General features: G+C 66.5%; 20 protein-coding genes. 9 read left to right on the top strand and 11 right to left on the bottom strand.

Annotation, left to right across the window (positions count from 1 at the left end; all coding sequences use genetic code 11):
- Window positions 1-2: 2 nt before the first annotated feature.
- The 3 genes from ACZK0Z_RS04565 to ACZK0Z_RS04555 form a co-directional block, all read right to left on the bottom strand.
- Window positions 3-812 (bottom strand): pseudouridine synthase, encoded by an 810-nt coding sequence (locus ACZK0Z_RS04565; RefSeq protein WP_049430332.1) that lies wholly within the window; start codon window positions 810-812, stop codon window positions 3-5.
- Between the two features lie 20 nt (window positions 813-832).
- Window positions 833-1,339 (bottom strand): hypothetical protein, encoded by a 507-nt coding sequence (locus ACZK0Z_RS04560; protein ID WP_049430334.1) that lies wholly within the window; start codon window positions 1,337-1,339, stop codon window positions 833-835.
- 220 nt (window positions 1,340-1,559) lie between these two features.
- Window positions 1,560-2,660, bottom strand: coding sequence for an OmpA family protein (locus ACZK0Z_RS04555; RefSeq protein WP_005408234.1), 1,101 nt, complete (start codon window positions 2,658-2,660; stop codon window positions 1,560-1,562).
- Window positions 2,661-3,017: 357 nt separating this feature from the next.
- Here ACZK0Z_RS04555 and ACZK0Z_RS04550 point away from each other — a divergent pair, with 357 nt between their 5' ends.
- From ACZK0Z_RS04550 to ACZK0Z_RS04530, 5 genes are all read left to right on the top strand, one after another.
- Window positions 3,018-4,037, top strand: coding sequence for a zinc-binding alcohol dehydrogenase family protein (locus ACZK0Z_RS04550; protein ID WP_197633332.1), 1,020 nt, complete (start codon window positions 3,018-3,020; stop codon window positions 4,035-4,037).
- 186 nt (window positions 4,038-4,223) lie between these two features.
- A complete protein-coding gene (gene yczE, locus ACZK0Z_RS04545) occupies window positions 4,224-4,868 on the top strand; it encodes a membrane protein YczE (protein WP_049430336.1) in 645 nt (214 codons plus the stop codon).
- Between the two features lie 102 nt (window positions 4,869-4,970).
- Complete coding sequence (locus ACZK0Z_RS04540; RefSeq protein ID WP_197633334.1) at window positions 4,971-7,001, top strand: FAD-dependent oxidoreductase; 2,031 nt, start codon at window positions 4,971-4,973, stop codon at window positions 6,999-7,001.
- Window positions 7,002-7,298: 297 nt separating this feature from the next.
- Window positions 7,299-7,757 carry a cell wall hydrolase gene (locus ACZK0Z_RS04535; RefSeq protein ID WP_004154513.1) on the top strand — a complete coding sequence of 153 codons (459 nt, stop codon included), beginning with the start codon at window positions 7,299-7,301 and terminating at the stop codon, window positions 7,755-7,757.
- 84 nt (window positions 7,758-7,841) lie between these two features.
- Window positions 7,842-8,453, top strand: coding sequence for a glutathione S-transferase N-terminal domain-containing protein (locus tag ACZK0Z_RS04530; RefSeq protein ID WP_049430339.1), 612 nt, complete (start codon window positions 7,842-7,844; stop codon window positions 8,451-8,453).
- 121 nt (window positions 8,454-8,574) lie between these two features.
- Here the strand turns inward: ACZK0Z_RS04530 and ACZK0Z_RS04525 are convergent, their stop codons facing one another.
- The 6 genes from ACZK0Z_RS04525 to ACZK0Z_RS04500 form a co-directional block, all read right to left on the bottom strand.
- Window positions 8,575-9,630, bottom strand: coding sequence for a suppressor of fused domain protein (locus ACZK0Z_RS04525; protein ID WP_049430341.1), 1,056 nt, complete (start codon window positions 9,628-9,630; stop codon window positions 8,575-8,577).
- Window positions 9,631-9,676: 46 nt separating this feature from the next.
- Window positions 9,677-10,180: a hypothetical protein gene (locus ACZK0Z_RS04520; RefSeq protein ID WP_049430343.1), complete on the bottom strand. Its 504-nt coding sequence runs from the start codon at window positions 10,178-10,180 to the stop codon at window positions 9,677-9,679.
- Between the two features lie 195 nt (window positions 10,181-10,375).
- Window positions 10,376-12,256 (bottom strand): propionate--CoA ligase, encoded by a 1,881-nt coding sequence (gene prpE / locus ACZK0Z_RS04515; protein WP_197633576.1) that lies wholly within the window; start codon window positions 12,254-12,256, stop codon window positions 10,376-10,378.
- 663 nt (window positions 12,257-12,919) lie between these two features.
- Window positions 12,920-13,534, bottom strand: coding sequence for an RluA family pseudouridine synthase (locus ACZK0Z_RS04510; protein ID WP_197620061.1), 615 nt, complete (start codon window positions 13,532-13,534; stop codon window positions 12,920-12,922).
- 96 nt (window positions 13,535-13,630) lie between these two features.
- Complete coding sequence (locus ACZK0Z_RS04505) at window positions 13,631-14,617, bottom strand: malate dehydrogenase (RefSeq protein ID WP_004153634.1); 987 nt, start codon at window positions 14,615-14,617, stop codon at window positions 13,631-13,633.
- Between the two features lie 118 nt (window positions 14,618-14,735).
- On the bottom strand, window positions 14,736-15,227 hold the full coding sequence (locus tag ACZK0Z_RS04500; RefSeq protein ID WP_005408225.1) for a peptidylprolyl isomerase: 492 nt from the start codon (window positions 15,225-15,227) through the stop codon (window positions 14,736-14,738).
- A gap of 273 nt (window positions 15,228-15,500) precedes the next feature.
- On the opposite strand from ACZK0Z_RS04500, the gene typA reads away from it, so the two are divergent.
- Genes typA through ACZK0Z_RS04485 form a run of 3 tightly spaced genes read left to right on the top strand, consistent with a single transcriptional unit; the run spans window position 15,501 to window position 19,491 of the window.
- On the top strand, window positions 15,501-17,348 hold the full coding sequence (gene typA, locus ACZK0Z_RS04495) for a translational GTPase TypA (RefSeq protein WP_010483969.1): 1,848 nt from the start codon (window positions 15,501-15,503) through the stop codon (window positions 17,346-17,348).
- 11 nt (window positions 17,349-17,359) lie between these two features.
- Window positions 17,360-17,827, top strand: coding sequence for a DUF2127 domain-containing protein (locus ACZK0Z_RS04490; protein WP_049432763.1), 468 nt, complete (start codon window positions 17,360-17,362; stop codon window positions 17,825-17,827).
- Window positions 17,828-17,868: 41 nt separating this feature from the next.
- Window positions 17,869-19,491, top strand: a complete 1,623-nt coding sequence (locus tag ACZK0Z_RS04485) for an amidase (RefSeq protein WP_049432765.1) — start codon at window positions 17,869-17,871, stop codon at window positions 19,489-19,491.
- 72 nt (window positions 19,492-19,563) lie between these two features.
- Here ACZK0Z_RS04485 and ACZK0Z_RS04480 read toward each other — a convergent pair whose 3' ends face one another.
- Together ACZK0Z_RS04480 and ACZK0Z_RS04475 are read right to left on the bottom strand one after the other, a co-directional pair.
- Window positions 19,564-20,706 carry a mechanosensitive ion channel family protein gene (locus tag ACZK0Z_RS04480; RefSeq protein ID WP_049432766.1) on the bottom strand — a complete coding sequence of 381 codons (1,143 nt, stop codon included), beginning with the start codon at window positions 20,704-20,706 and terminating at the stop codon, window positions 19,564-19,566.
- A 659-nt stretch (window positions 20,707-21,365) separates the two neighbouring features.
- Window positions 21,366-22,757, bottom strand: coding sequence for a class II 3-deoxy-7-phosphoheptulonate synthase (locus ACZK0Z_RS04475; protein ID WP_049432769.1), 1,392 nt, complete (start codon window positions 22,755-22,757; stop codon window positions 21,366-21,368).
- A gap of 217 nt (window positions 22,758-22,974) precedes the next feature.
- Here ACZK0Z_RS04475 and ACZK0Z_RS04470 point away from each other — a divergent pair, with 217 nt between their 5' ends.
- On the top strand, window positions 22,975-25,107 hold the full coding sequence (locus ACZK0Z_RS04470; protein WP_197632990.1) for a TonB-dependent receptor: 2,133 nt from the start codon (window positions 22,975-22,977) through the stop codon (window positions 25,105-25,107).
- Window positions 25,108-25,186: the final 79 nt, after the last annotated feature.

Genomic DNA, 25,186 nt, shown 5'->3' with positions numbered 1-25,186 from the left:
GATCAGCCCGGTGCAGCGGCCCCCAGCCGCTGCTGGTCGCTGACCTCCAGCACCCGCCACTGCCCCTTGCCGAGATCGCCGAGCTGCAGCCCACCGATCGCGACCCGGACCAGGCGCAGCACCTGCAGGTCGAAGGCCGCCAGCAGGCGGCGGATGTGGCGGTTGCGGCCCTCGTCGAGGACCACCTCCAGCCACGCGGTCTTGTCGCCGCTGCGCAGCACGCACACGGCCTGGGCGACGAGGAATTCGCCCTCGTCCTCGACACCGGCGCGCAGCGCAGCCAAGGTGTCCTCGTCGGGCAGGCGGTCCACCTGCACGTGGTAGGTCTTCTGCGGGCCGGTTTCCGGATCGGTCAGGCGCGCGGCCCACTGCGGATCGTTGCTGAACAGCAACAGCCCCTCGCTGGCCTTGTCCAACCGCCCGACCGGTGCGATCCACGGCAGGCCTGCGCCATCGAAGCAGCGATAGACGGTGTCGCGGCCACGCTCGTCCTGCACGGTTGTCACCACCCCGCGCGGCTTGTTGAGCATCAGGTACAGGCGCTGCGGCGCGCCCAACGGCTGGCCGTCGACCTCGATCGGCGGCGCCGGCTGTGCAATCGGAAACTCGGGGTCACGGACGATGCGCCCGGACACGCGTACGCGGCCATCGGCGATCCAGCGCGCGGCCTCGCTGCGCGAGCACACGCCGGCCTTGGACAGCACGCGCGCCAGGCCATGACGGACACCGGCGGCTGCGGCAGCGGGAGTCGCACGCCCACGCGGTGCGTGGGAGCGGGCGGCGGGGGCGGCAGGTGGGCGGCGCGTGCGCAAGCCTCTGCTCCCCGCAGCGCTTACTTCTTGTCGACCGGCTTGGTCTCAGCCGGTGCTTCGGCCGGAGCCGGCGTGGTGGCCGGAGCCGGACGCGCCTTGACCACGCGCACGCCGCGCGCCTTCATCCAGGCGTCGAACTCTTCGGCGGTCATGCGCTTGCCGTTCTGGCTCATGTCGAAGCGCCAGGGCGTGTTGTCGAATTCGGTCTGCGGCTTGTAGGCCGCCGGATCGTTCGGCTTCACCGCCGGTGCGCTCGGAATGGCCTTGGCGATGTTCTGGCAGCCGTCGATGCGCAGGCGCTGCAGCACCTGGTCCAGCGACTGCGACGGATCGTAGTTGCTGCTCAGCACACCGGCCGGCATGCCCAGCTGGTTGCCACGGATGTACAGCTCGTCGGCCACCGGCGCGATGGTCGTGGCCGGCAACGGCAGCGGCGAGGCGCTGGCGTTGACCGAGCAATCGACCGCAGCGTGGGCGGCGGGAACCAGGGCCAGCGCCAGGAAGGCGGCCGATGCAGATCGCAGCATGAGGGGCATCCACGAAAGGAAGTGACGCGGCGAGTTTAGCAATGCCGCGACAGCTTTCAAGCGCCACTTTCAATGAATACGGCAACTCATTGGTTTTACGGACAAAAACCCGACGAACGGTTGCTCCCGGGCCCAGCACTACCTGGATTCCGGGCCGCAGAAACAACAAGACCCGGCCGAAGCCGGGTCCTGCTGTGTCCTACTGGCAGAGCGTCAGAACTTAGTTCTGGACGTTCAGCTCGGTACGACGGTTCTTGGCGCGACCTTCCGGGTTGTCCGAACCATCCGGGTTGGTGTTCGGAGCAATCGGACGGCTCTCGCCGTAGCCGATCGGGCCGACCAGGCGACCGGCGTCAACGCCGTTCTTGGTCAGGTAGTTGTACACGGCGGTAGCACGACGCTCCGACAGCTTCTGGTTGTAAGCGTCGGTACCCTTCGAGTCGGTGTGACCGGCGACTTCAACGCGCAGATCCGGGTAACGCTTCAGGATCTCGGTGGCTTCGCTCAGGATCGCCACGGCGTCCGGACGCAGGTTCGACTTGTCGAAGTCGAAGTTCACGCCCTTCAGGTCGATGGAGACCGGCACCGGGCAACCGTCCGGACCGATGGTCTGACCCGGCTGCGAGTTCGGGCACTTGTCGTCGCAGTTGTTGACGCCGTCACCGTCGTCATCCAGGTCGGCGCAGCTCGGGGCAACCGGAGCCGGGGCCGGAGCAGCCGCGACCGGAGCCGGGCCCAGCGGGATCACGACGCCGACCGAAGCCAGCACGTCGCCGAACCAGCTTTCATCGTTGCCGGCACGCTTCGGGTTCACGCTCTGGTCGTCGAAATCAGCGCGGTAGGCGACTTCGGCGCGGACAGCAACGCGCTTCTCGAAGGTGGTCTGCAGACCGACGCCGACCTTGGCGGCAAAGTTGCCGTCCTTGCGGTCAGCCAAGCCACCGCTGATCGGGTTGTACTCTTCTTCCGACTTCTGGTAGCCCAGGCCGGCCAGCAGGTACGGGTTCCAGCCGCGGCCTTCCTTGATGAAGTGGCGACGCAGGTCCAGCGAGACGCCGTACTGCGACCAGTTCATGTCCTTGTTGGCGTCGAAGTTCGGGTTCTGGTAGTTCAGCTCACCGTCCAGCGACCAGTTCGGGCTGATGAACTTGCCCAGGCCCAGGGTGACGAACGGAGCGTCATTGGTCAGGCGGTCGCTGTCCTGGAAGTTGAAGCCGGCCGAACCGGTCAGGTACCAGCGGTCATCGAACTCCTGCGCGGACGCAGCCTGGGCGAAAGCCAGACCACCCAGCAGCGCGGCAGTAAGGATCTTCTTGTTCATTGAGTACAGCTCCTATTTCGGGGGTATGAAACCGGTAGAGGCATGGGCCAGCACTAGTGCGTCGATGTTCGACAGCCGATTCAGCACGCCACCGCCGCGAACATTATGCTCAGGCGGGTGAAGGTCATGTTAACAGTCCCGTAACATGTGAAGTGTTGTGCCCGACCCTCCACCGGTCCGACGTTGAAACCCTATACAGGATGATGAAAAACCGCAAGACCCTCACACCGCAAGGGTTTGACGGGGTTTAGGTGCGGAATACGACATATTGCGCAACAGGTTGCTCCACGCGATTCAGCGCATCTGCTGAAACGTGAGGAACTCTATGATGGAGCCACGAACCCAGCCGGAGCCGAGATGAAAGCCGTCGCCCTGAGTCGTGAATCCGCCCCCGCCCTCTGCGATATCCACCTGCCTCCGCCGCTGCCTCCGGGTGGCCGCGACCTGCTGATCCGGGTCGAAGCCGTCTCGGTGAATCCGGTCGACGGCAAGCAGCGGGCGGCCACCGATCCAGCCACGCTCGAAGCACCCCGCGTTCTCGGCTGGGACGCCGCCGGCGTGGTCGAAGCGATCGGCGAGGACGCCAGCCTGTTCGCGTCCGGCGACGAGGTCTACTACGCCGGTGATGTCACCCGCCCGGGCTGCAATGCGCAGTTCCATCTTGTGGACGAACGGCTGGTAGCGCGCAAGCCGACCACGCTCGACTTCGCCGAAGCGGCCGCCCTGCCACTGACCACGCTCACCGCATGGGAACTGCTGTTCCAGCGCATGCCATTGCAGCTGGATGACCGCCGCCATGCCGGCCAGCACCTGCTGGTGATCGGCGGAGCAGGCGGCGTTGGATCGATGGCGATCCAGCTGGGCCGGCATGCAGGATTCGAGGTGATCGCCACCGCCTCGCGCGAGTCGTCGATCGACTGGTGCCGGCAGATGGGTGCCCAGCATGTGATCGACCACCGGCAGCCGCTGCTGCCCCAGCTGCAGGCAGTGGGCATCGACGCAGTACAGGTTGCCCTCAACCTGGCCGACACCGACCATTACTGGGAGGCATTGGGCCAGCTGCTGGCGCCACAGGGCCATGTCGGCCTCATCGTCGAACCGCGCGGTGCGCTGCGCATCGGTGATCCCTACAAGGCCAAGTGCATCGGCATCCACTGGGAATTCATGTTCGCGCGTTCGCGCTTCGCCACTGCGGACCGCATCGAACAGCACCGCATCCTCAGCCGCGCGGCCAGCATGATCGACGCTGGCCAGCTGCGCGGCACTCTCAGCGAAACGCTGGGCACGATCAATGCGGCGAATCTGGACATCGCGCATCAGCGCCTGGCCAGCGGACGCACGGTCGGCAAGCTGGCGCTGGCGGGCTGGGGCGATTGAGCCAGGCTGGAACGCCGGTGTAGAGCCGAGCCCATGCTCGGCTGCTTTGCCTGGCATCGCCAGCCGAGCATGGGCTCGGCTCTACAGGTCCCGCCTGTGGCGGCGGATTGGCCGGCATCTGTATCTATGGCGACGGATGAATCGGGATTACGGTGGAAACAGATCCCCCTCTCCCCGAGCGCCGCCATGCCCACCGCCCTGCCCCTGCGTCTGCTGCAACTGATCATCGGCCTGTTCCTGTATGGCTTCGGCGCCTCGCTGATGATCCGTGCAGCGATCGGCGTGGCCCCGTGGGACGTGTTGTCGCAGGGCATCGCCGCACAGACACCGCTGTCGTTCGGCCTGGCCACCAATGTGATCGGCGCGCTGGTGCTGCTGCTCTGGTGGCCATTGCGACAGAAGCCGGGCGTCGGCACCGTGCTCAACGTGATGCTGATCGGCCCGTCCGCGCAGTTCGGTCTGTGGCTGCTCCCCCCGGCGGTCGGCCTTGGCTGGCAGCTGGCGATGTTCTGCGCCGGCATGCTGCTGGTCGCCCTGGCCACCGGCCTTTATATCGGCGCCAAGCTGGGGCCCGGCCCGCGCGATGGCCTGATGACCGGCCTGCACGCCCGCACCGGCTGGCCGATCTGGAAGGTACGCAGCCTGATCGAGGGCAGCGTGCTGCTGCTGGGCTGGTGGCTCGGCGGCAACGTCGGTGTCGGCACCCTCGCCTTCGCCCTGCTGATCGGCCCCCTGTGCGGGGTAACGCTGGGCTGGTTCGGGATTGGCCGGCCGCTGCCAGCGGGTAGCGCCGGGCCACGCCCGGCGAGCGCGCAGCGCGGCCACGGGTAGCCGCGTCGCCGGGCATGGCCCGGCGCTACCGATTCGCCAGCCCCTTGCCCCGGCCGCCGTTTCCCGGCACGCTTCGCGCTTCCGTACGCAAGCGTATCGACCATGTCGCCAGCCAACGAAAGCGCCTATCCCCATCTGTTCGCCCCGCTGGACCTGGGGTTCACCCAGCTGCGCAATCGCGTGCTGATGGGTTCGATGCACACCGGCCTGGAAGATCGCGCCCGCGACTTCCCGCGCCTGGCAGCCTATTTCGCCGAGCGCGCCGAGGGCGGTGTCGGCCTGATCGTCACCGGCGGCTTCGCGCCCAACGTGGTGGGCTGGCTGAAGCCATTCGGCGGCAAGCTGTCCTGGCCCTGGGAAGTACGCCCGCACCGGCAGCTCACCGCCGCCGCACACCAGCATGGCGCGAAGATCTGCCTGCAGCTGCTGCATGCCGGCCGCTATGCCTACCATCCGCTGTCGGTGGCACCGTCGAAGCTGAAGGCGCCGATCAACCCGTTCACCCCGCGTGCGCTGTCGGCCAGCGGTGTCGAGCGGCATATCGCCGACTACGCACGCAGCGCAAAGCTGGCCCGCGAAGCCGGCTACGACGGCGTCGAAGTGATGGGGTCGGAGGGCTACCTCATCAACGAGTTCATCGCCCCGCGCACCAACAAGCGCTCCGACCGCTGGGGTGGCGACGCCCACCAACGCATGCGTTTTGCGGTGGAGATCGTGCGCCGCATCCGCGAGGCCTGCGGGCCGGACTTCATCATCATCTACCGCCTGTCGCTGGTGGACCTGGTGGAAGACGGCAGCAACTGGGAAGAGATCGTGCAGCAGGCGCAGGCCATCGAGGCCGCCGGCGCGACGATCATCAATTCCGGCATCGGCTGGCACGAGGCGCGCATTCCCACCATCGCCACCTCGGTGCCGCGCGCGGCCTTTGCCGGTGTCACCGCCAAGCTCAAGCCGCATGTGAAGGTGCCGCTGGTGGCAACCAACCGCATCAACATGCCCGAGGTCGCCGAGCGCATCCTGGCCGATGGCGGCGCCGACATGGTGTCGCTGGCGCGCCCACTGCTGGCCGACCCGCAGTGGCCGAACAAGGCCCGAGCCGGTCGCCCCGAGGCGATCAACACCTGCATCGCCTGCAACCAGGCCTGCCTCGATCACGTGTTCGAGAACAAGCTGGCCAGCTGCCTGGTCAATCCGCGTGCCGCACACGAGACCGAGCTGGTCTACCACCCTGCTGCCACGCCGAAAAAGGTCGCGGTGGTCGGCGCCGGCCCGGCCGGCCTGGCCTGCGCCACCGTGGCCGCCGAGCGCGGCCACCAGGTCACCCTGTTCGATGCCAACGACGAGATCGGCGGCCAGTTCAACGTGGCCAAGCGCATCCCGGGCAAGGAAGAGTTCCACGAGACCCTGCGCTATTTCCGCCACAAGCTGGCTGAAACCGGAGTGCAGCTGCGCCTGGGCACGCGAGCGGATGCGGCCAGCCTGGCCGGCTTCGACGAGGTGGTGCTGGCCACCGGCATCACCCCGCGCAGGGTCGACTTCCCCGGCGCCGACCACGCCAAGGTGGTCAGCTACCTGGACGTGCTGCTGGGCCGGGTCGAGGTGGGCGCCAATGCAGCGATCATCGGCGCCGGCGGCATTGGCTTCGATGTCGGCGAGTTCCTCAGCCACGCCGGTGAGTCCCCCTCGCTGGACCCACAGCGCTGGATGGCCGAATGGGGCGTGGACAGTACCTTTGAGACCCGCGGCTCCCTGGCGCGGGCGCAGGCAGAGGCCTCGCCGCGCCGGCTGTGGCTGCTGCAGCGCAGCCCGGGCAAGCCCGGTGCGCGGCTGGGCAAGACCACCGGCTGGATCCATCGCGCCACGCTGAAGGCCAAGGGCGTGCGCATGCTCGGCGGCGTCGAGTACCTGGGTGTTGACGATGAAGGCCTGCGCATCCGCGTTGAGGGCAGCGAACAACTGCTGCCGGTCGATCAGGTGGTGATCTGCGCCGGGCAGGAACCGAATCGTGCGCTGCAGGCGGAACTGCAGGCCGCTGGCATCAGCGCGACGTTGGTCGGCGGCGCCGATGTGGCCGCAGAACTGGATGCAAAACGGGCGATCGACCAGGGCAGTCGGGTCGCCGCCGCGCTCTGATAAGTGCCTGAATGGGGGGCGGAATGTGATTTCCGTCACCTCCGTTGAACCTGAATGTCAAGCCGAGCGGTTCACGATGCGTTCGGCTATCCCCCCCTACCTTGCGCCATCTTCCGCTCACCAGCCAGTTTCCGGTGAGCCGGTGCGGCCCCCTCGATCGGTACTGATCGTTTCTTTTGGGGCCGCCCACGGGGCGGCCCCGATGGCCGCCTCCCCATGACGCCAAGTCGTACCCCGCGTCCTGTCGCCCCCGCGACCGGAAGTGGAGAGTGCGGCCCATACGGAGCAAGGAGTTATATGAAACTGGCCTGGATTCTCTGGCTGTCGCAGTTGTTGCCGCAGCCGGCCGCTGATTCATTGTGTTTGAGCACCACCGTTTACCTGGAAGCCCGTGACCAGACCCTGCGCGGCCAGCAGGCCGTTGCCGAGGTCGCCCTGCGCCGTCTCGACAGTGGCCTGTGGGGCGACTCGATGTGCCAGGTGGTCACCGCGCGCAAGCAGTTTGCACCGACGATCGTCTCCCCCGGCACCCAGTTGGGCAACGACGCGGCCTGGAGCGAGGCGATGAACGTGGCCTTCGACGCCGAGCGCAACTGGGCGCTGCCGGCCGGCGAGCGCCGCGAGATCGTGCCCGGTGCCAGCCACTTCGCCGCGTTGTCCATCGCCAGCCCGAACTGGCGCAACGCCTACCAGGTGGCCACCATCGGCGATCACACCTTCTATAAGGTGCAGAACCTCAAGCCGCGGCAGTCGTAACGATCCGTGCTGGCGGCAGCGTTGCCGCCCGCCGGCAGGCTCTGGGATAGTGGGCGTTTCCCGCCCGCATCACCTGGAGTTCCCATGAAGCTGTACAGCAAGCCCGGTGCCTGTTCCACCGCCGACCACATCGCCCTGCAGTGGACCGGCCAGCCGTTCGAGGTCGAACTGCTGAACAAGGACACCCTGAAGGGTCCGGAATTCCTCAAGATCAATCCGGCCGGCGCGGTGCCCGCGCTGGTCGATGGCGACTTCGTGCTGCTGCAGAACGCCGCGATCATGGGCTATATCGCCGACACCTGCCCGCAGGCCGGCCTCGGCGGTGATGGCAGCCCGCGACAGCGTGCCGAAGCCACCCGCTGGCTGGCCTTCGTCAATTCCGACGTGCACCCGGCCTTCTCGCCGCTGTTCGCACCGGGCAAGTTCATCGCCGACGAAAGCCAGTTCGATGCGATCCGCGCCGCCGCACACAAGCGCCTGCGTGGCCTGTTCGAGACCGCCGACAAGCAACTGGCCGACAAGCCGTGGCTGGCCGGCTTCCGCAGTTTCGCAGACCCGTACTTCTACATCACCCTGCGCTGGGCCGCCGGCACCAAGGTCGACCTGTCCGGCCTGGACAACCTGGCCGCCTACAAGGCACGCATGGACGCCGATGCCGGTGTGCAGGCCGCGCTGAAGGCCGAAGGCCTGGCCTGAGGCTTATCTGGGGTCAACGCCGTTCGCGTGGCGAACGGATCCGACCCCATCGCCCTCGGAGTCGGGGTCGGATCCGCCTGCACCGCAGGCGGCTCTGACCCCATCAGTTCCATCGTCACACTCAGCCAATCTGGCGAATCACTTCACCGTTGGCGTCGCGCAGGTAGGTTGGCACTACTTCGATGCGCAGCGCTCCCGCCACCGGGTAGATGCCACGTTCGGCACGCACGCCTGCCAGGGCCTGCAGCCCCGTCTCGTCCAGGGCCCAGCGCGCGCTGTCGGCCGACACTTCGCCCACGTCACCGCGCCCGGCTGGAATGAACTCCCACTGCCGCTCGCGGCTGGCCAGTTCCAGCGACTTTCCGTGGCGCAGGCGCAGCGGCAGCAGTTCGCAGACGCTGGCGACCTGGCCCGCGCCGAGCACCAGGGTGGTGACGCCGGCCTCCTGCCTCCAGTCCAACGTCTCGATGAACAGCATGCCGGTGCTGGAGCCCTCGCGCTCGCTGCCGGCCTGCACCTGGGCTGCCAGTGCCGGATCCTCCAGCAGGTTGCGACGGTGCAGATCACTGATCCACAGCGGCATCGCCGGCTGCAGCGCCTGCAGCACACCGCGCGTCGACCAGCGCTTGACCGCCTCCATCTCTTCGTCGGTCAGGCCGACCAGTTGCAGGAACTGCAGGTGGCCATTGGCGGTGTCGCGCGCAGGCAACTGCGGATCGGCAATGAAGGCCAGGTGGCACAGGCGCGTATCGGTCTCCAGCGCGATCGGGCCGTTGGCATTCAGATGGTGACCATCCTCGAACACGTTGCCGCTGCCAAACACGTAGCGCGCCAGGTTCTGCAGCAGGTTCATCGGCCACACCGGCGGCGTGCTGCCGGCGTGTTCACCGGCTTCGGCAGCGAGGCGGAAGGTCAGCTCGAAACCATAGCCGCTGGCGGCGGCATCACTGCTCTCCTTGGTGTAAAGCTCGGAGAAGCCGTAGGTGATGTAGTGCCAGTGCGGTACCGGCGCATCCACCCAGTACACGCTGATGCCATCCAGAGGATCCTGGCCGCCGAGCGTGTAAGGCAGCGCGGTGCCGAAATGACGCGGCTCCTGCCCGGCATACAGGGGCGCCAGCGCCGCATTGATCGCGTCCCAGCCGGGGGTATCGGTGTCGTCGTGGTCGTCCTGCACGCGGGACTCCTTGTGGGGAAGTGAACCGATAACTTTACGCGGTGAGTCAGGCCTGCACGACCTCATTGCCAGCGTTCACCACCGCCGCCTGGGTTTCCTGCCACCAGCGCTGCGCCAGCGCCGGGCTGCGCGCCTTCCCCACCGCGGCCAGCAGCTCCGGGCACAGGCGTTCCAACGCCAGTGCATCGGCGCAGCGTTCAATCTTCAACTGCATGAAGTAGCCCTTCAGGCCGAGGTGGCGCCGCACCGCCTCGCTCATCGCGTCGTACAACTGCTGGTACAACGCCGGATCCTGTTCGCGGCCGGTGCTGATTCCACGTGCCGGTGCCACCTCGGCATTGCCACCGATCACTTCGATCAGGCCCTGCACTTCCAGCTGCTCCAGTGCATCGGCCGGTGCGCGCAGGCCTTCGAACAGGCCGCGCAGTTCGGTGTCGTCGCGATGGCCATCGACCATCAGCAGGATCGAGCGCAGTGCTGCCGGCAGGCGCCGGCCACGGTCTTCGATTTCCTGACGGCCAGCAGCCGTCTTGGCGTGCAGCAATGCCATTGCATCCCCCCAATCCTTGATGCGCTTCACCTGCGCGCCCTGGCGGGCGCGCTCCCCTGGGGCCGAGCTTAGCGCACCGGTTGCAGGGAGGAAGTTGCGGTGCAGCAACACCCTCCTCTGTAGAGCCGAGCCGATGCTCGGCTGCTTTGGCGAGGCATGCGGAGCCGAGCATCGGCTCGGCTCTACAGAAGCAGGTCAGCGCCCCAGCGCCCGGCGGATCTCCTCCAGTGCGCTGGGATCATCCAGCGTCGACAGGTCACCCGGATCACGCTGCTCGGCCAGCGCCTGCAGCGAGCGCCGCAACAACTTGCCCGAACGGGTCTTGGGCAGTGCGTTGACCACATGCACATGCGCCGGGCGCGCGACCGCGCCGAGCGAGGTGGTCACCGCGGCCATCATCTCCGCCACCACCGGCGCTGGATCCTCACCGTTGAGCCCCTGCTTGAGGGTGACGAACACCAGCGGCACCTGCCCCTTCAACTCGTCCTTGACCCCGATCACCGCCGCCTCGGCCACGCGCGGATGGCTGGAAATGGCTTCCTCGATCTCACGCGTGCCGAGGCGATGCCCGGCCACGTTGATCACATCATCAGTGCGCCCCAGGATGAAGGTGTAGCCATCGTCGTCGCGGATCGCCCAGTCCAGCGAGCTGTACAACAGTTCCTTGAAGTGGCTGAAGTAGCTCTGCAGGAAGCGGCTGTCATCATTCCACACGGTGCTCATGCAACCCGGCGGCAACGGTGGCGACACCACCAGCACGCCCTTCTGCCCCGGCGCGACTTCCTCGCCGGTGTTCTCGTCGATCACCTTCATCCGGTAACCGAGATTGGGGAAACCGGGTGAACCGAAGCGCACCGGCTTCATTTCCAGGCCCGGTAGCAGGGTCAGCGCCGGCCAGCCGGTTTCGGTCTGCCAGTAGTTGTCGATGATCGGCTTGCCCAGCGCCTCACTGATCCAGTGCGCGGTGGGTTCGTCCAGTGGCTCGCCGGCCAGGAACAGGTACTTCAGTGCGCCCAGGTCATGCCGGTGGATGAAGTCCGCGTCGTGCTTCTTCAGCACGCGGATGGCGGTAGGCGAAGAGAACATCGTACGCACGTTGTACTGCTCGCACAGCGCCCACCAGATGCCCGGATCGGGATTGGTCGGCAGCCCTTCGTACAGCAGCGAGGTGCAGCCACCGATCAACGGGCCGTAGACGTTGTAGGAATGGCCGACGGCCCAGCCGACATCGGAGGTGGAAAACATCACCTGCCCTGGCTTGCAGTCGAACACGGTTTCCATCGACTGCGCCATCGCCACCGCATAGCCACCGACATCACGCTGCACGCCCTTCGGCTTGCCGGTGGTGCCGGAGGTATACAGCAGGTAACTCGGCTCGCTCGCTTCCAGCCACTGCACCGGTACATCGACCTCGCCGATCTGCGCGCGCAGCGTGGCGTACTCCACGTCACGCCCCGGCACGCGCGGTTCGGCTGCGTCCAGTCCGCGCGACACGATCAGCACGTGCGGTGGTGGCGAGGCCGCTTCGGCGCAGGCGGCGTCGACCATCGGCTTGTACGGAATCAGCTTGCCACCGCGCATGCCGGCATCGGCCGCGATCAGCAGCTTGGGCTTGGCGTCGTCGATGCGCAGCGCCAGGTTGTGCGCGGCGAAGCCACCAAACACCACCGAGTGCACCGCACCGATGCGCGCGCAGGCCAGCATCGCGAACACGGCTTCGGCCATGTTCGGCATGTAGATCACCACGCGGTCACCGTGGCCGACACCGAGGTGCTTGAGCACTGCGGCGAAGTCGTTCACTTCGCGGTACAGCTGGCGATAGGTTATCTCGCGTGTGCTGTTGGTCTCGGTGGAGATGGCGACCAGCGCGAGCTGGTCAGCGCGCTCGGCCAGGTGGCGGTCGACGGCGTTGTAGCAGAGATTGGTTTCGCCGCCGACGAACCAGCGCCGGAATGGCGGGTTGCTGTAGTCGAGCACCTGCTGCGGCGGCTTGTGCCAATGGATGCGCTTGGCCTCCTCGCCCCAGAAGGCCTCCGGCTCGTCGATCGAGCGACGGTAGGTTTCCTCGTAGTTCATGACGCAGCCCTCCCAGACAAAGTCATGGGTTCGAGGATAGTCCGGCGCTGGCGTGCGGGCCGCCCTACCTTGGTAGGGGGTGGGGTTTTGTTCTGCAGGGCTTGCAGCCATGCACCTGCAGAATCAACGTCAACGTCAAAAGCTGGGCTACTGGGGAATGGCGGGGCGGATCCGGTTGCGGGAGACGCCGTAAACCCATCCCTGGGGGCTTGGCCGCGGCATCCATGCCGCGGACACTCCCGCAACCGGACCCACCCCGCCTTCGACAGTTTCCCGCGACCTGTCGGAACGACATATTGTTCTGGTCGGTGTCGAGCTTGGTCGACACGGTAGATCCACGCCATGCGTGGATGACTCATTCGATATCTGACAGAAAAATCGTGTCGACCAAGGTCGACACCTACCAACAGCCGTGCGGAACAACGGCCGCAGTTGCCAACAGCCGCGGGAATCTGTCAGAGGCGGGGCGGTGTGGGTGGGCAGGACCGTTGGCGCCATGGATGGCGCCATCGAGCCCCCATGGATGGGTTTACGGCGTGTCCTGCCCACCCATACCGCCCCGCCAACCCACGGACAGCCCGCTTTTGACGTTGATGTTGATGTTGATGTTGATGTTGACGTTGATTCTGCAGGTGCAGGGCTGCAGGCCCTGCCGCCTCCCCCCTAGAACGGAGCCGCGGACTCGAACGCGAGCGCCTCGCCCGTCAGCGGATGCGTAAACCGCAGGCTGCGCGCATGCAGATGCACGCGTTGCGCCGGCGCCGCGTCATACAGCACGTCGCCGACGATGGGATGGCCGAGGCTGGCCATGTGCAGGCGCAGCTGATGGCTGCGGCCAGTGATCGGTTCCAGCGCCACGCGCGTGCGCTGCGCTTCAGCATCACGGGCCAGCACGCGCCAACGCGTCAGCGCCGGCTTGCCGCGCTCATGGTCGATCATCTGCTTCGGCCGGTTCGGCCAGTCCACGATCAATGGCAGGTCCACTTCGCCGGCATCGCCCTCAAGCAGGCCCTGCAGAACGGCTTCGTAGCACTTGCCAACCTGGCGCTGCTCGAACTGCATCGACAACGCCGCCTGCATGTCCTTGCCACGCGCATGCAGCAGCAGCCCGGAAGTCACCTGGTCCAGGCGGTGCACGGTCAAGGCATCCGGATACAGCGCCTGCAGGCGCGCGACGACACAGTCCTGGTTCTCGGCGCTGCGGCCAGGCACGGACAGCAGGCCGGCGGGCTTTTCAGCTACCAGCAGCGCGTCGTCGATGTAGTGCAGGTGGATCATGCGGTTCCAGGAATTCCAAATGAAAACGGGGAAGCCGAAGCCTCCCCGTCTTCTGCGTACCGACCCACGGTCGGTACCTACCGGCCGAGGCCCGTATCAGCCCAGCAGGTGGGCGACGCCGGCGCGCTCTTCTTCCAGCTCGGCCAGGGTCTTGTCGATGTACTTCTGGCTGAAGTCGTCGATCGGCAGATCCTTCACCAGGGTGTACTTGCCGTTCTCGGTGGTCACCGCGAAGCCGAAGATCACGCCTTCCGGAATGCCGTAGGAACCGTCGGACGGCACGCCCATGGTGACCCACTTGCCGTTGCTGCCCAGCACCCAGTCACGCACGTGGTCGATGGCGGCGTTGGCGGCCGACGCAGCCGAGGACGAGCCACGGGCTTCGATGATCGCCGCGCCGCGCTTGCCGACGGTCGGGATGAAGGTGTTGGCGTTCCACTCCTGGTCGTTGATCGCATCGGCGATCGACGCACCATCGGCGGTGGCGAAACGGTAGTCCGGGTACATGGTCGGGCTGTGGTTGCCCCACACCACCAGCTTCTCCATGCCACCGACCGGCTTGCCGAGCTTGGTCGACAGCTGGCTCAGCGCGCGGTTGTGGTCCAGGCGCAGCATGGCGGTGAAGTTTTCCGGCTTCAGGTCCGGGGCCGACTTCATGGCGATGTAGGCGTTGGTGTTCGCCGGGTTGCCGACCACCAGCACCTTCACGTCACGGCTGGCGACCTTGTTCAGCGCCGCGCCCTGGGCGGTGAAGATCTTGGCGTTTTCCAGCAGCAGGTCCTTGCGCTCCATGCCCGGGCCGCGCGGACGCGCGCCGACCAGCAGGGCGATGTCGGCGTCCTTGAACGCGACTTCGGCGTCATCGGTGCCGACCATGCCGGCCAGCAGCGGGAAGGCGCAGTCTTCCAGCTCCATCATCACGCCCTTCAGGGCGGCCTGGGCCTTGTCGACCGGCAGTTCCAGCAGCTGCAGGATGACCGGCTGGTCCTTGCCCAGCATTTCGCCGGAGGCGATGCGGAACAGCAGGGCATAACCGATCTGGCCGGCGGCGCCGGTCACGGCAACACGAACGGGTGCTTTCATGGGGGTTTCCTCTTGCTTGCAAGCGTTTGATGGGACGCCGCGGGCGGAGCCACGCAGGCTTGGCGGGCGGCGGGGAACAGGGAAACGGCCACCCGTGGGTGGCCGTTTCGAAGGGGAATCAGGCGGCGAGGTGCTTGTTCCACTCGGCGACGCGGTCGGCCTGGGCGGCCAGCACGGCGTCGACGTCGCCTTCCAGGGTGATCGAATGGATCACGTCACCCTGCTTGACCGAATCGACGATGGCCTGGCCTTCCAGGACCTTGCCGAAGACGGTGTGGCGGCCGTCCAGCCAGTCGGTCTTGATGTGGGTGATGAAGAACTGGCTGCCGTTGGTGTTCGGGCCGGCGTTGGCCATCGACAGCGAGCCGACCTCGTGCTTCACGCCATTCTTCTCGTCTTCGAACTTGTAGCCCGGGCCGCCGGTGCCACGACCCTGCGGGCAGCCGCCCTGGATCATGAAGTCGGCGATCACGCGGTGGAAGATCAGGCCGTCATAGAAGCCGTGCTTGACCAGGTTCACGAAGTTGGCCACGGTCAGCGGCGCCTTGTCGGCAAACAGCTCGACCTTGATCGGGCCCTGGGTGGTGTCGAAAGTGGCGATGAGGGACATGAAGATCCTTGATGCAGAGGGGAATGCGTCTAGCCACCTAGTTTACACCCGCCTCGTGTCGGCGGCGGCTTCGACCATTGGTGAAGCGCCCCGCTTCAGCCCACGGACGGGGAGCCGCGCAGCGGGGTCCTGGCGGCCTCGGCCGGCGCGGCGGATGGCCAGCTGAATGGGCCCCGTGACAGGCGTGAAATCCACCTTTTCGCGAATCGTCAAGTTCGACGTATAATGTTGGACTTCTTTTTCCAAATCCGGCGCCGACTGGCCCCCTTTCGTATGTCCATCGAAAATCTTCGCAACATCGCCATCGTCGCCCACGTCGACCATGGCAAGACCACCCTGGTCGACCAGCTGCTGAAGCAGTCCGGCACCCTGTCCGAGCGTACCGTCCTCGCCGAGCGCGTGATGGACAGCAACGACCAGGAAAAGGAACGCGGCATCACCATCCTGGCCAAGAACACCGCCATCACCTGGGAAGACAAGAAGACCGGCATCAAGAACCGGATCAACATCGTCGACACCCCCGGCCACGCCGACTTCGGTGGCGAGGTCGAGCGCGTGCTGTCGATGGTCGACACCGTGCTGATCCTGGTCGATGCGATGGACGGCCCGATGCCGCAGACCCGCTTCGTGACCCAGAAGGCCTTCGCGATGGGCTTCAAGCCGATCGTCGTGGTCAACAAGGTCGACCGTCCGGGCGCCCGTCCGGAATGGGTGATCGACCAGGTCTTCGACCTGTTCGACAAGCTCGGCGCCACCAACGAGCAGCTGGACTTCCCGATCGTCTACGCCTCGGGCCTGAACGGCTATGCCGGCCTGGAAGACACCGTGCGTGACGGCGACATGACCCCGCTGTACGAAGCGATCATGCAGCACGCGCCGCGCCCGGAAGTGGACCCGGAAGGCCCGTTCCAGATGCGCATCAGCCAGCTGGACTACAACAACTTCGTGGGCGTGATCGGCATCGGCCGCATCCAGCGCGGCACCCTGAAGAAGAACATGCAGGTCGCGGTCATCGACCGTGAAGGCAAGAAGCGCAACGGCAAGGTGCTGCAGGTGCTGGGCTTCATGGGCCTGGAGCGCATCGAGCAGGATTCGGCCGAGGCCGGCGACATCGTGGCCATCTCCGGCATCCAGGAGCTGACCATCTCCGACACCATCTGCGCACCGGACTTCCCGGAAGCGCTGCCGGCGCTGACCGTCGACGAGCCGACCATCTCGATGACCTTCCAGGTCAACAACTCGCCGTTCGCCGGCAACAAGGACCTGTCCGGTGGCAAGTTCCTGACCAGCCGCCAGATCAAGGACCGCCTGGACCGTGAAAAGGTCCACAACGTGGCCCTGAAGGTCGAGCAGCTGGAAGACGCCGACAAGTTCCTGGTCTCCGGCCGTGGCGAACTGCACCTGTCGGTGCTGATCGAGAACATGCGCCGCGAAGGCTACGAGCTTGCCGTGTCGCGTCCGGAAGTGATCATCAAGGAAATCGACGGCCAGATGATGGAGCCGATCGAGCAACTGGTGGTGGACATCGAAGAAATCCACCAGGGCGGCGTGATGGAAAAGCTGGGCACCCGCAAGGGCCAGCTGAAGAACATGGAATCGGACGGCAAGGGCCGTGTGCGCCTGGAATACTCGATCCCGGCCCGTGGCCTGATCGGCTTCCAGAACGAGTTCAAGACCCTCACCCAGGGTTCGGGCCTGCTGTTCCACGTGTTCGACCACTACGGTCCGAAGGAACAGGGCGCGATCGCCAAGCGCATCAACGGCGTGATGATCGCCAATGCGCCGGGCACCACCCCGGCCTACTCGCTGGGCCCGCTGCAGGAGCGCGGCAAGCTGTTCGCTGCTGAAGGCGACAACGTGTATGAAGGTCAGCTGGTCGGCATCCACTCCAAGGACAACGACCTGACCGTCAACGCGATCAAGACCAAGCCGCTGACCAACATGCGCGCTTCGGGCAAGGACGATGCGATCCAGCTGACCCCGGCGATCAAGTACTCGCTGGAACAGGCCCTGGACTTCATCGAAGACGATGAGCTGGTCGAGATCACCCCGAAGGAGATCCGTCTGCGCAAGAAGTTCCTGACCGAAAGCGACCGCAAGAAGGCTTCGCGCGGCGGCTGAGCCAGCACCCCGTGAACCAGAGCGGCTACAACCCGGATCCGCACCGGCATCCGGGTCTCCACGTCATCGCCCTGCTTGAAGCGAGCAAGGCGATGCTGGCGCTGTTGGCCGCCACCGGGCTGGAAGTGCTCGGACCGCAGCCGCTACGGCACGGCATCATGGCCCTGATCCGGCGTTTCAGCCTGGATCCGGACCATGGCACCCTGCCCTCGCTGCTGCACATGATCAGCCCCGATGCGGTCCACCTGGCCGCGGCGGGGATGATCGGCTACGGCCTGCTGCACCTGGTCGAGGCCTGGGGCCTGTGGCGGGCCAAGGCCTGGGCCTCCTGGCTGGGCTGCCTGACCGCCTCGCTGTACCTGCCTTTCGACATCTTCGCGATCATCCGCCATCCCGGCTGGCCGTCGTGGACCATCCTGGCGATCAACCTGATCGTGGTCTACGTCCTCGCCCGCGACCTGCGCAAGCGCCACCGCTGAGCACCGGCTACACTGGGGGTTGGAGCCGACCAAGCCGCCCCATGCGCCCGTCCTTGCCGCCTCTGCTGACCTGCCTGCTCGCCGCGCTGCCTGCGCTGCTTTCGGCTGGCTGCAGCCCGGCCACGCCCAGCGCGCATGCGGCCGAACCTGCGAGCCGCAACGTGCCGTTCCCGTACGCCGAAACCGATGTCGCCGACCTGCAGGCGCGGATGACCGCCGGTGAGCTGGACAGCACCACCCTGACCCAGGCCTACCTGCAGCGCATCGCCAGCCTCGACCGCACCGGGCCACGCCTGCGCGCGGTGATCGAGCTCAACCCCGATGCCCTGAAGGAAGCCGCCGCCCGCGACCGCGAGCGCCGCGAAGGACGCCTGCGCGGTCCGCTGCATGGCATCCCGCTGCTGCTGAAGGACAACATCAACGCCGCACCGATGGCCACCAGTGCCGGCTCGCTGGCCCTGCAGGGTTTCCGCCCGGACGACGCCTATCTGGTGCGCCGGCTGCGCGACGCCGGCGCCGTGGTGCTGGGCAAGACCAACCTCAGCGAGTGGGCCAACTTCCGCGGCAACGACTCCATCTCCGGCTGGAGCGCGCGCGGTGGCCAGACCCGCAACCCCTACCGCATCAGCCATTCACCGTGCGGTTCCAGCAGCGGCAGCGCGGTGGCCGTGGCCGCCAACCTGGCCAGCGTGGCGATCGGCACCGAAACCGACGGCAGCATCGTCTGCCCGGCGGCGATCAACGGCGTGGTCGGCCTGAAGCCGACGGTCGGGCTGGTCAGCCGCGATGGCATCGTACCGATCTCCTTCAGCCAGGACACCGCCGGACCAATGACACGCAGCGTCGCCGATGCTGCTGCCGTGCTGACCGCGATCGCCGGCCGCGATGACGCCGATCCCGCCACCGCGACCATGCCCGGCCGCGCGGTCTACGACTACACCGCACGCCTGGACCCGCAGGGCCTGCGCGGCAAACGCATCGGCCTGCTGCAGACGCCGCTGCTGAAGTACCGCGGCATGCCGCCGCTGATCGATCAGGCGGCGATCGAGCTGCGTCGCGCCGGTGCCGTCGTGGTACCCGTCGAACTGCCCAACCAGGGCGCCTGGGCCGAGGCCGAGCGCACGCTGCTGCTGTACGAATTCAAGGCGGGCCTGGAGCGCTACTTCAGCACCCATCGCGCCCCGCTGCGCAGCCTTGCCGAGCTGATCGCCTTCAACCAGGCCCACAGCAAGCAGGAACTGGGCCTGTTCGGCCAGGAACTGCTGGTAGAGGCTGACGCCACCGCTGGCCTGGCAGACCCTGCCTACATCCGCGCGCGCAGCGATGCGCGCCGGTTGGCCGGCCCGGAAGGCATCGATGCCGCCCTCTCCGCCCATCAACTCGATGCGCTGGTGGCGCCAACCACCGGCGTCGCATGGGCGATCCGCAGCGAAGGCGACGACTTCCCCGGCGAGAGCTACAGCGCCGCTGCCGTGGCCGGATATCCCAGCCTGACCGTGCCGATGGGGCAGATCGACGGCCTGCCGGTCGGCCTGCTGTTCATGGGCACCGCCTGGAGCGAGCCGAAGTTGATCGAGATGGCCTACGCCTACGAGCAGCGCACGCGCGCGCGGCGGCCGCCGCACTTTGATACTGACGCACTGATCGACGCTGGCGAGCCTTGATCGCGTTTATGTAGAGCCGAGCCCACGTTCGGCTTCATCGGAAAATCGAAGGCAGCCGAGCATGGCTCGGCCCTACAGAGGCTGGTCGGGCTCCATCGGCACGATCGCGGCTTCGCCATCTTCAGCGCCCGGCGACCGCACATCCGCGGTACGCGCCCGCGGACCGCGCGGCCTATCCAGCTCATCATCGTGCTGCACACGTGCACGTACCTGCGGCAGCGCCTGCGGATGCTCGCGCGCAAGGAAATCGAGCATGCGCTCACGCACCAGGCAACGCAGGTCGAAGGCATCGCCGGAACTGCGTGCGCTGACCAGCAGCCGCACCTGGATCGCGCGTTCGCTGGTTTCGGTCACCTGGGTCACGCAGACCCGACCATCCCACAGCGCTTCGCCACGACAGATGCGCTCCAGCTCGGCGCGGATCGCCGCAATCGGTGCCCGGTAGTCCAACCACAGGAAGGCCGTGCCGAGCAGATCGGCACTGCGCCGCGTCCAGTTCTGGAACGGGTTCTCGATGAACCAGGTCAACGGCACCACCATCCGCCGCTCGTCCCAGATGCGCACCACCACGTAGCTGCTGCCGATCTCCTCGATGCGTCCCCACTCACCTTCAACGATCACCACATCGTCCAGCCGGATCGGCTGCGTCACTGCGATCTGCAGGCCAGCGATCAGATTGCCGAACACCGGCTTGGCCGCAATGCCGGCCACCAGGCCGATCAGACCCGCCGAGGCCAGCAGAGCCGTGCCGATCTTCTGCACCATCGGAAAGGTCAACAGCACCAGCGAGGCGCCGAGCACGATGATGCCCCCCATCAACACGCGGCTGAGCACCCGCGTCTGGGTCTGGATGCGGCGCGCTTCCAGGTTGTCGGAGACATCGATGGGATGGCCGCGCAGGATCGCGCGCTCACCCGCCGCCACCGCGCGTACCAGCAACCAGATGAAGCAGGCGGTCAGCGCGATGTGCAGCACATGCTGCAGATTGCCCAGCACGGGATCCTGCAGCGGCGTGGCCTGCAGCGCGGGGATCAACAGCAGCAGTGGCCACGCGGTCGCCATCGGCAGGCCAAGCACGCGACCGATGCGCGCGCGCCGACGATCACGCCCTTTCAGCCGATGATAGATCCAGAGGATCAGCCACGCGCCGATGCCACCCGCTACTGCTGCCAATCCCAACGGCCATGCGTAGGCCTGCGCGCTTTGCCAGTGCACCGTTGCTACCTCCACTCGAACAGCCTAGCGGACAGCCTCGCGCATGGCGCATGAGCGTCACGTCAGCCGTTCGTAAGCAGGGTGTTGGTCGGCAGGGCTTGCAGCCCTGCACCTGCTGCGAACCGAAGCAACAGCAACAGCCGAAGCAGAAGCGGGTTTCCTGTGGGATGGCGGGGTGGGTCCGGTTGCGGGGGACGCCGTGGATCCATCCATGGAGGCTCGGTCGCCGCATCCATGCGGCTCACTGATCTGGCCCCCGCAACCGGCCCCACCCCGCCTTCGACAGTTTCCTGCGATCTGCCAGCAAAGTCTGGGGTCAGATCCGTTTTCCAGAGGAAAACGGATCTGACCCCATCTTCTGATTTCGAAATCTGACAGACATTCATCCACGCATGGCGTGGACCCACCGTGTCGACCAAGGTCGACACCTACCAACAGCCGCAGGGATCTGTCAGAGGCGGGGCGGTGTGGGTGGGCAGGACCGTTGGCGCCATGGATGGCGCCATCGAGCCCCCAAGGATGGGTTTACGGCGTGTCCTGACCACCCACACCGCCCCGCCATCCCACGGAATGCCGCGTCGGCTTTTGCTTTTGCCGTTGCCGTTGCCGTTGCCGTTGATTGCAGCAGGTGCAGGGCTGCAAGCCCTGCCGAAAAACCCTTACCGCACTTGTTCCTGCTTGCGCACGATCGCCATCGCGATCTCCAGCGACTGCTCGTAATTCAACCGCGGATCCACCGTCGAACGATACGCACGCTCCAGGTCACGCTCGGTCAGCTCGCGCGCGCCACCGGTGCATTCGGTCACGTCCTCGCCGGTCAGTTCCAGGTGCACGCCACCCAGGCGCGTGCCTGCCGCGGCATGCAGGTCGAACGACATCTCCACTTCGCCACGCACGTTGTCGAAGCGGCGCGTCTTGAACCCGTTGGCGGTGCTCTCGGTGTTGCCATGCATCGCATCGCACACCCACAGCACCCGACGACCATCGCGCTTGACCGCGTCCAGCAGCGGCGGCAGCTTCTCGGCAATCTGCGCGGCGCCCATGCGGTGGATGAAGCTCAGGCGGCCCGGCTCGTCATGCGGGTTGAGCACGTCGATCAGGCGCAACAGCTGGTCCGGCGTCACCGACGGGCCGACCTTGATCGCGATCGGGTTGCGCACGCCACGCAGGTATTCCACGTGCGCGCCATCGAGCGCGGCGGTGCGCATGCCGATCCACGGGTAATGCGTGCTCAGGTTCAACCAGCCCTGCTGGCGCGGCACCTGCCGGGTCAGCGCCTGCTCGTAGGGCAGCAGCAGCGCTTCGTGCGAGGTGTAGAAATCGATGCGGTTGAGGTTGTGCACGCGAGCCCCAGCCAGGGTCTCCATGAAGTGCACCGCGTCGCCGATCGAGGCCACCATCTTCTGGTACTCGGCGGCCAGCGGCGAGTGGCTTACCCACTCCAGGTTCCAGTATTCGGGGTGGTGCAGGTCGGCGAAACCACCGTCGATCAGCGCGCGCACGAAGTTCATCGTCATCGCCGAATGCGCGTGGGCCTGCAGCATCCGCTTCGGGTCCGGCAGGCGTGCTGCTTCGGTGAAGGCCGGCGCGTTGATCACATCGCCGCGGTAGCTGGGCAGGGTCACGCCGTCGCGGGTCTCGGTATCGGCCGAGCGGGGCTTGGCGTACTGGCCGGCGAAGCGGCCAACGCGGATCACCGGCTGGCGCAGGCCGTGCACCAGCACCAGGCTCATCTGCAGCAGCACCTTCAGGCGGTTGGAGATGGTGCCCGATTCGCAGTCGCTGAAATTCTCGGCGCAGTCGCCCCCCTGCAGCAGGAAGCGCTTGCCCTCCTGGGCCTCGGCCAGCTGCTGCTTCAGCGCCAGGATCTCCCATGAGGTGACCAGCGGCGGCAGCCGCTTCAGCTCGTGCAGGGCCGCGTCCAGCGCCACCGGGTCTGGATAGGTCGGCATCTGCAGCGCGGTCTTGCCACGCCAGCTCTCCGGCGACCAGCCAGCGCCAGCAGCAGTCGCGGCAGGATCGGGGACAGGCGAAACGGCTGACAGACTCATTGCAGACTTCCGGAGGTGGGGGACGTTCATGGTCGCAGAGCCGACCGCTGTCGCAAAGGGTCGAACGCCGTCTGCACATGACTGAACGCCGGGGAAAGGGCATCGCGATCGGCCAAAAGCCGCATGCCCAAGGCCAGCCGGACAGGCGCATGATTCGCCACGCACTGTTACGAAGTAACACTCAATCCCCATTGGCCCCTTCCACAGCCTATCCGCCATGAAGCCCTCGCCCCTCGCTACCGGCATCACCTTCGCCCTGGCCCTGGCCCTGGCCAGCCTGCCCGCCTTCGCCTTGGCAGCCGACGACACCTCTTCGTCCGTCAAGGACCTGGACGCGGTCACCGTCCACGCCCAGCTCGACCAGGCCCGCAACACGCTGTCGCCGGACATCGGCAGCAGCCAGTACCAGATCACTGCCGAGGACATCCAGAAACAGCCGTTGGGCGCCTCCGCGCCGCTCAGCCAGGTGCTGCTGCAGGCCCCGGGCGTGGTCCAGGACTCCTATGGCGGCGTGCATGTGCGTGGCGACCACGCCAATCTGCAGTACCGCATCAACGGCGTGCTGCTGCCCGAATCGATCTCTGGCTTCGGCCAGACCCTGGACGCGCGCACCATCAAGAGCATCCGCCTGATGGACGGCGCGCTGCCGGCACAGTTCGGCGAGCGCACCGCGGCGGTGGTCGACATCACCACCCGCAACGGTGCCGAGCTGGGCAACGGCGGCAGCGCGGGGCTGACCACCGGCTCGTTCGGCAAGGTCAATCCGAATGCCTCCTGGTGGGGCAGCCAGGGGCGCTGGAGCTGGTTCCTGACCGGCAACTACGATCAGAACGATGTCGGCCTGGAGAATCCCACCAACACGCGCAAGCCGTTGCACGACGACACGCACCAGGGCAAGGCATTCGCCGACCTGACCTACCTGGTCAATGAGAGCACCCGCCTGAGCGTGTTTGCCGGCTTCGCCAACAACCGCTTCCAGATTCCGGTCAATCCAGGCCAGGCGCCGCAGTTCGGCTATCTCGATACCTCCACCTTCGATTCCAGCCAGCTGGATGAAACCCAGCGCGAGACCACCCGTTTCGGCATGCTGGTACTGCAGGGCTCGCTGGGCAGCACCGCCTATCAGCTCTCGGCCGGGCAGCGTTACAGCGATGTCGGCTTCAATCCCGATGTCATCGGTGACCTGGTGTTCAGTGGCGTCGCCTCGCAGGTGCTGCGCAGCAATCGCGCCAACACCCTGCAGGCCGATTTCTCCACGCCGCTGGGCAACGACCACACGCTGCGCTATGGCCTGTACGGCAACTACGAGAACGCGCGGGCCAGCAGCAGCAGCTGGGTGTTCCCGGTTGACGACAACGGCCAGCAGTCCAGCACCACGCCGCTGCTGATTGCCGATCGCAGCGCGTTCCACGCCAGCACGCTGGCACTGTACGTGCAGGACGAGTGGAAGATCGGCGAGGACTGGACCGTGAACTACGGCCTGCGCGGCGACCGCTACAGGGCCTTCGGCCGCAGCGAGGGCCAGCTCAGCCCGCGCGTGGGCGTGGTCTGGAATGCCAGCGACAGCACCACCGTGCACGCTGGCTATTCGCGCTACTTCACGCCACCGGCCAGCGAGTTGATCGCCAGCAGCGACATTGCGCTGTACGACGGCACCACCAACCAGCAACCCAGTGGCGGCAACAACACACCGCTGGCCGAGCGCAGCGACTACTACGACATCGGTCTCTCACAGCAACTGGGCGAGCACCTGACGCTCGGCCTGGATGCCTACGATCGGCGCGTCACGCGCCTGCAGGATGAAGGCCAGTTCGGCGCCGCCTACATCTACTCGACCTTCAACTATCGCCGTGGCCACATCCGCGGCCTGGAGTTCAGCGCCGACTACAGCAACGGCCCGTTCAGCGCCTACTTCAACGCGGCCTACAACAAGGCGATCGGCACCCAGGTCATCACCAGCCAGTACAACCTCGATCCGGATGCCCTGGCCTATGTGGCCGATCACTGGATCCACCTCGACCACGACCAGAAGCTGACGTCGTCGGGTGGCCTCAGCTACGCCTTCGCCGGGCACAACCGGATCGGCGCCAACTACGTGTTCGGCAGCGGCCTGCGTTCGGACATCGAGGGCGTGCCCAACGGCGGCGAGCTGCCGTCGTACCTGCAGGTGAACCTCAGCGCCGGGCATGACTTCAACGCCGACAGCGGGCATCCGCTGCATGTGCAGCTGGCGGTGATGAACGCGCTGGACCGCAGCTACCAGCTGCGCGACGGTGGCGGCGTGGGTGTGTTCGCCCCGCAGTGGGGACCACGCCGCGGTGCCTACCTGAGCCTGCAGCAGGATTTCTGATCAGACAGGGGTCAGATCCCTTTCCGCAGGAAAGGGCTCTGCCCCCGCACCGGAAATGGGGTTGGGAAAGGGGTCAGAT

The organism is Stenotrophomonas sp. 116085_Sma (genome assembly GCF_056479585.1).
This window is presented reverse-complemented; position numbering and strand designations above follow the sequence as displayed.